5 protein-coding genes are annotated in these 6,287 nt (G+C 58.7%); 3 read left to right on the top strand and 2 right to left on the bottom strand.

From position 1 onward, the window contains the following. Positions 1-22 precede the first annotated feature (22 nt). Positions 23-403: a thioredoxin gene (gene trxA, locus HMPREF2857_RS06400; RefSeq protein ID WP_016421700.1), complete on the top strand. Its 381-nt coding sequence runs from the start codon at positions 23-25 to the stop codon at positions 401-403. 105 nt (positions 404-508) lie between these two features. Here the strand turns inward: trxA and HMPREF2857_RS06405 are convergent, their stop codons facing one another. Beyond that, positions 509-1,810, bottom strand: coding sequence for a serine hydrolase (locus HMPREF2857_RS06405; RefSeq protein WP_070643195.1), 1,302 nt, complete (start codon positions 1,808-1,810; stop codon positions 509-511). Between the two features lie 161 nt (positions 1,811-1,971). Here HMPREF2857_RS06405 and HMPREF2857_RS06410 point away from each other — a divergent pair, with 161 nt between their 5' ends. Further along, a complete protein-coding gene (locus HMPREF2857_RS06410; RefSeq protein ID WP_070643196.1) occupies positions 1,972-2,808 on the top strand; it encodes a PspA/IM30 family protein in 837 nt (278 codons plus the stop codon). A 181-nt stretch (positions 2,809-2,989) separates the two neighbouring features. On the opposite strand, the gene HMPREF2857_RS06415 is transcribed toward HMPREF2857_RS06410, so the two are convergent. Further along, entirely contained in the window at positions 2,990-4,558 is a 1,569-nt protein-coding gene (locus HMPREF2857_RS06415) for an NYN domain-containing protein (RefSeq protein WP_070643198.1), read from the bottom strand. Positions 4,559-4,821: 263 nt separating this feature from the next. Between HMPREF2857_RS06415 and HMPREF2857_RS06420 the strand changes: the two genes are divergently transcribed. Next, entirely contained in the window at positions 4,822-6,099 is a 1,278-nt protein-coding gene (locus HMPREF2857_RS06420) for an MFS transporter (protein ID WP_070643199.1), read from the top strand. The last annotated feature ends 188 nt before the right edge of the window (positions 6,100-6,287 follow it).

Genomic DNA, 6,287 nt, shown 5'->3' on the forward strand with positions numbered 1-6,287 from the left:
AAGAGTAAGAGGAGTTAGACCCATGGCAACTGTTGATATTACGAACGAGACTTTCGCCGAGACCATTCAGAACAACGACATTGTGCTCGTTGATGCCTGGGCATCCTGGTGCGGTCCGTGCCGCCAGTTCGCCCCGATTTATGAGAAGGCTTCCGAGAAGCACTCAGAGGTAGTGTTCGCAAAGCTGGACACCGATGCCAACCAGGAGGTTTCGGCAGCCCTGGGCATTCAGTCGATTCCGACGCTGTTTGTTTTCCGCGAGGGAATCCTGCTCTTCCAGCACTCTGGTGTGCTGCCGGAGGCCGCCCTGAGCGATCTGGTTGGCCAGGCTTCGGAGCTGAACATGGATGATGTCCGTGCGCAAATTGCCGAGCAGGCCGCACAGGATAGCGCTACCGAGTAAACTCTGCGGTTCAGCCCGCATACTGTGCGTTTTCCGACTTGGAGCACTTCCGCGTAAGCCCCCGCGCCTGAACTAGCCCTCAAGCGCGCGGGGGGCTTTTTGTATCTAGTCCGCGCGCTGGCCACGAATGAGCCAGCCAATACCAAAGCCAGCGAGTGCTGCTACTAGCGCCCACAGGGCTGGAGCGACTTTGTTTGAGTCCTCCTCAATCGACAGTGGTGCGCTGGTGCGGGCGTGCTTTGTCTCCTTCTCACCTGTTGGCAGAACCTGCCCGTCTGGGAACACGTGCTTGACAGCTTCGGTGAGTTCGTTGGCGGTCAGGTTTTTGCCCAGAACCGCGATAGCGTAACGGTCATCGTCGCCAAGGAATCCGGCAGTGGTGTGCTGCTCTTCGTACCAACCGGACTTGTTGGCAATCGTTTCCTTCGGTAGCGCTGCACGCAGACCGAAGTTCTGGTCTGCATCGCCGTAGGAGTAGCGCGGCAGTGAGTACATCAGCTGACGCATGTATTTGGTCTCCGTGTCGCTCAGCCCGCCTTCTTCGCTCAGCATCCGGTCAAAGTAGGCAACCATGTCGGCTGGCGTACTGGTGGTGGCTCCCCACATAGGTGAGCCGACAGTCTTATCCGAGAGGCCGTAGCGCTGTCGGACATTGTCAACGATGCGTACACCGCCGTAGGAATCCCACAGCTCGTCAGTTGCTTCGTTGTTGGAGTATCGAATCATGTCGTCGCGCAGCATGGCGTCGGGGTTGCCCTCAACCGGCATATCGCCCTCGCCAGCGACGATCTCGCCCTTCTTCGGCTGCGTGTAGTTGGAATAGGCCACAACGTCGGCGACGAATACCTTCATCAGGCTGGCGAGGCGAAAAACATCATCACAGTGTGAGTTGCAGATGAACTCACCGGTCTGGCGATCCAGAATGCCCATGCCGAGCATGCCGCCCTTAGCATCGAAGTTCTCGGTCACTTCGTCGAGACGAGTTTGCACGCCAAGGCCCCACTGGGTCTTCGCCCCTGGCACAAGTGGGGGAAACTCCTTCGGCTCACTTTTCACAGTGCTTTCCGACGGCTCCGTCGAGGACGTTTCCGATGTCGGTGAAGAGGTTTTCTCGGTCGACTTCTCAGCCGACTGTTCCGCCGACTTCTCTGCGGTTCGCCCTGTGCTCTTCTCGGGAGCCTTTTCAGCTGGCTTTTCGGTGGTCTTCTTGGTTTTTGCGTCGGAGGGCTTAGCCGGCTCCGTTGACGATGGAGCTGCTACGACTACCTGCGAAAATGCACCGGTATCGGTGGAGTCAGCAGTTGCGGTGACTGTCGCGTTAGCCAGCGGCGCAGTTGCTGACAGAGTAATTACCGCGGCGAGACTCGCGGCCAGTCCGCGGTACGCGCGTTGAGGGCAATGAACCATGTTTAGAGAGTTTACAACTCTGGGGGAGTCTTGCTTGTCGGTAACCAGCTCTTTCCGTTTGCCGAGAGAGAGCGAGCTAGCTCACGTACAATTTTTTAAGAGATGGAATCTTCTCGGTTCCGATTAGTTATTCCGCATATGTTGAGGAAGGTTGGATTTGCATGGCTAATCCATTTGCCAAGGGCTGGAAGTACATGATGTCTTCGTTCGATAAGAAGATCGAGGACAATGCGGATCCTAAGGTTCAGATTGCACAGGCAGCTGAGGCCGAGCGTCAGCGCCATCAGGAGATTCAGCGTCAGGCTGCGGCTATCATCGGCAACCGCAATCAGCTGGAAATGCAGCTGGGGCGGTTGACCTCTGAGCGTGACAAGATTACCGAGAACACCCGGCAGGCACTCGCCAATGCGGATCAAGCTCGTGCCAAGGGCGATGAGGCCACTGCACAGAAGATGGAAAGCACTGCTGAGGTGTTTGCCACCCAGCTGGTGAATGTTGAAAAGGAGCTGGAAAATACTACGCAGCTCCACCAGCAGGCCGTATCTGCTGCTGAGGAGGCACAGCGTCAGGCGCAGCAGTCGCAGGCTCGCTACGAGCAGATTAAGCAGGATATCCGCAAGCTGGAGTCGCAGGCCGATCAGGCCAAGATGCAAGAGACCGCGTCGAAGACTCTCCAGAGCATGCAGGGTATTTCCGAGGATCCGAATGTGCCGACTTTGGATTCGGTCCGTGAGAAGATTGAAGGCCGCTACGCCAATGCGTTGGGCGCTCAGGAGCTCGCGGAATCCTCACAGGCAGGTCGCATGGCTGAGATCGAGACTTCGACTCGCGATGCCGCTGCTGACATGCGTCTGGCCGAAATTCGTGCCCAGATGAGTAATGAAAACGCTGCTCTCGAATCCGGTTCTGCCGCGAAGGATAACGCCGGCGAGCTGGAGTCCGCCGAGTCCGCCGAGGCTGTCGAGGACACCACAACGGACGCAGACGAAGCGAAGTAGCGTTCACCAGTTGCCACCGATCGCCAACAAGAAAGTGTCGGGGTTTATGTCAGTTTGAGCGGGAAAAACCACCCTAAACTGACATAAACCCCGACACTTTCTCGCGTCAGCCGCACCAGCAGCGTCAGCCGCGCCAGCAGTGCTGACGCCGCTGAAACTGCCGAAGCCGTAAGGCGCGCTACTACTCCAATTCGCCGTTCTTCCGCGCGAGCAGCACTCCGCGGATACCGGCGTGGAAACCATCGCGCAGATTGACGCGCTGCGTCTCCGTCAGCGTGTATTCGTGCAGGGTTTCGCACGCAAACTGCAGCAGCGGACGATCAATGTCCGGCGGCAGCCCACCACCAGAGAGCAAGTGGGCACTATCGCGCGCCTGCTCGTTCGCAATATTCTCGTACCACCAGTTCGCGTACTGCTGTCCCACATCGAACGGCGTCTGAAAACCCGCGGATGCCCACACCTCGTTCGGCAGGGGCACGTATCGACTACGCAGCTTCCTCCTTGGCGCCATCATCGAAGGATTCGGCCGCGGGCTTGGTTTCGGCGTACTCGCGTTGGCACCGTCTTCGCTTGTCGACGACTCCGTCGCCGACTCCCCACTTCCGGTTGCAGTCGACGACGCGGAATCGGAGGCAGACGCGCCTGCATGCTCGGCTCCGGTGTTGTTCGCAGTGTCGTTACCAGCCCCACTGCCAGTGTTGACTGTCGCGCCGGGCATGGTCGCTGGAGAAGGCTGTGCTGGCTGCGTTGGCTGCGTTGGTGAGGCAGCCGAAACGCCCGAAGTAGCGGAATCCACCCGTGTAGCTTCCGAACCGCCGGTGCGCTCTACCTCAGCGCGGTGCTCAGCCTGCGCCGGGATTTCCCGGGCACCCATCTTGGCCGCGTGCTCGACCTCGTTGAACTTCGGCGAGTCGGCCTTGGCCGTCGGCGTGGCTGCGGCATTGTCTTCGCTGCGACAGTCGGAGTCGCTGTCAGCGGTGGGGGATGGCACAACGCGCTGGTCCTGCGGAACCTCCGGAGTTCCAGCCTCCGGCGAAGCAGCGTCACCGTCGGCGGCGGAGGGAGTGTTCTCCGTGCCGTCGTCAAGCGAGCCCTCGCCCGGAGGAGTGATGCGCGTATCCGGCACGCAGGTAGCGCCGAGATCTTCGATTGGTTCGGCATCGCCCAGCGGCTTATTCGTGCGGACGACCGGTGGGATTGGGCCTTCGAGGACATTGAGCTGCATGGCGTCGGCGAAGTCCTCGCGGGGATCGAGGATTGTCGTCGAATCGCAGGCATGGCGAAGTGCACCGGACATGGAGTCCCAGCCGAAGCCGTAGAGATGCACGCGCACACCGGCAGCCGAAGCCTCGGCGACGCCGGGCAGCATGTCCGCATCGCCCGAGACCAGCACGATATCGGAAACTTGGTTGCGCAGGCCGGCGACAACCATGTCTGCGACGAGCCGAGTATCGACGGCCTTCTGCGTCCGTCGGTCACCCCATTCAATGAGTTGACCTGCGCGCAGCTGCACACCATCGATCGTGCGCAGTGAGCGCTGGTAACGATGCGGCCCCGACTCCGGGATGCCGTCGTACCAAAGTTGCCGCTGAACTGGCTGGTTCAGCTGCTGGTTAATCATTCGGTCAAGGACACTAACTACTTCTCTAAGGTCGATTTCTAATTGCCCGCGGGCTCCGGTTTCCCACGAGTTGTAAAAGCTCGCCAATAAATATGACGTATCGACGAACACCAATGTGCGTTCAAGCATGGCTCCTAATTCCTGATTCTTTATTAACTAAATAAGCAAACCGGTTACATCGACAAGGATGCCCGAATAATTCATTCTATGCGCTAAACATGTTTAACTTCAGGGACTATTCTTAATAAGCCGCATCACTTTGACCGCTCTTCGCGGGTTGGCAGGAGTGCGAGTCGACGAGAAGGCACCGATCAATTTAGGTATTGACGTGCAAAAAGAAATCGCCCCGCGAAGAGTACGACCACACAGGAGAAGGGGAGTTACAAACAGGTATGAGACGCTGGTTCGGCCTATTGGTTCTCATTACTGTGTTGGGACAAGCGGTTTTCAACGGCGGTCGCGTGCTGCTTTCTTGGCGAGTCCTCGATTTTGGCGGTTCCGCCGCCACCGTCGGCTGGTTCACTGCCGCATTTTCACTTGTACCTCTTATTATTGCGCTTCCCGCCGGCAAGCTTGTCGACAGTCATCGCGCCACCGAAGTCATGTACTCCGGTCTCGTCGCCACCGTCATCGCGGCAGCAGTAATGGCGCTCTCGCCGAACCTACCTATTCTTCTGCTCGGCTACGTGGCCCTGGGGTTTGCCCACATGACCACGCTCATCGCCGCTCAAGGCATGGTTTCGCACCTGCGTGGCGGCGTCGCCGGGCTCGATAGCCTCTTTGCTTATTTCACGCTCGGAATTTCCGTCGGGCAGTTCCTCGGCATTGTCGGTGCTGGTCTGCTCACTCCCAACCACGACGGCAGCGCCATGACCGCCACCACTTCTGCGCTCTGGGCGATGACGGGAATCGGCGCGGTCGCCCTGGTCATCGGCTGGCCGGTCGCAACTGCTTATCGACGGCACGAAGCGAATGCAGCCGCCGAAGTGCAAGCTGCTAGCTCAACTGAGCAATCCCCGGCGTCGACTGTTAGCGACCGCAGCCGGATGGACAAGAGGCGGCCGGCGCAGGCCGAAGCCAGCGGCGCATCGGTCCTAAGCATCCTGCGTATCGACGGCATGTCCAGCGCCATGGCTGTATCAATTGCGGTCATCGTAGCCATTGACCTGTTGACGGCATATGTGCCGGTGCTGGGACGCGAACTGGGCTTTAGTGTTGCCGAGGTGACGGCAATCCTTGGTGCGCGTAGTGGCCTCGCGATTATTTCCCGAGCCCTCATGCCGACTGTTTTGCACCGAGCTAATCGCAATCGAGTCCTTATCATTGCAGTTTGTGCCGGTGTCCTGCCGCTTTTGGCAATGCCGTGGCTACAGAGTGCGTGGCTGATGGTTGTCGCGGTTGGTATCTGTGGCTTGGCGTGGGGTTTTGTCATGCCCATGTCAATGACGTGGGTGAGCTCCCTGGTGGATGCCGAAGTGCGCGCTCAGGCGCTATCCATCCGACTGATGGGCAACCGCTTGGCGCAGGTCATCCTGCCGCCGGTTGCTGGTTTGGGTGCTACCGCGATGGGTGCAGGCAGCGTGTTTCTGGGTGCGGGTGCGCTGATGGGGGTCGCGTCTGCCACTGCTTGGCGACGACTCGCAGGTGACAAGGCGGCTCTGACTAAGTAATTGGTCGATTTCTGAGTTGCTGAAAAGTAGCGCCCGAGCCGTAGGAAGGCTCAAATCTGGCGTACGGAGTTAACTAAAGTGATTCGTTTTCCAGGTTCTACCAGCGGATTCGCTTAAATGGGGGCATGTGTGTAATGTATTCGGAGGTCAGCGCGGCCAGGCAGTTTATGTGTTTGGTTGGCTGATGT

Origin of the sequence: Corynebacterium sp. HMSC076C10 (genome assembly GCF_001812455.1) — a bacterium.
Classification (GTDB): domain Bacteria; phylum Actinomycetota; class Actinomycetes; order Mycobacteriales; family Mycobacteriaceae; genus Corynebacterium; species Corynebacterium jeikeium_D.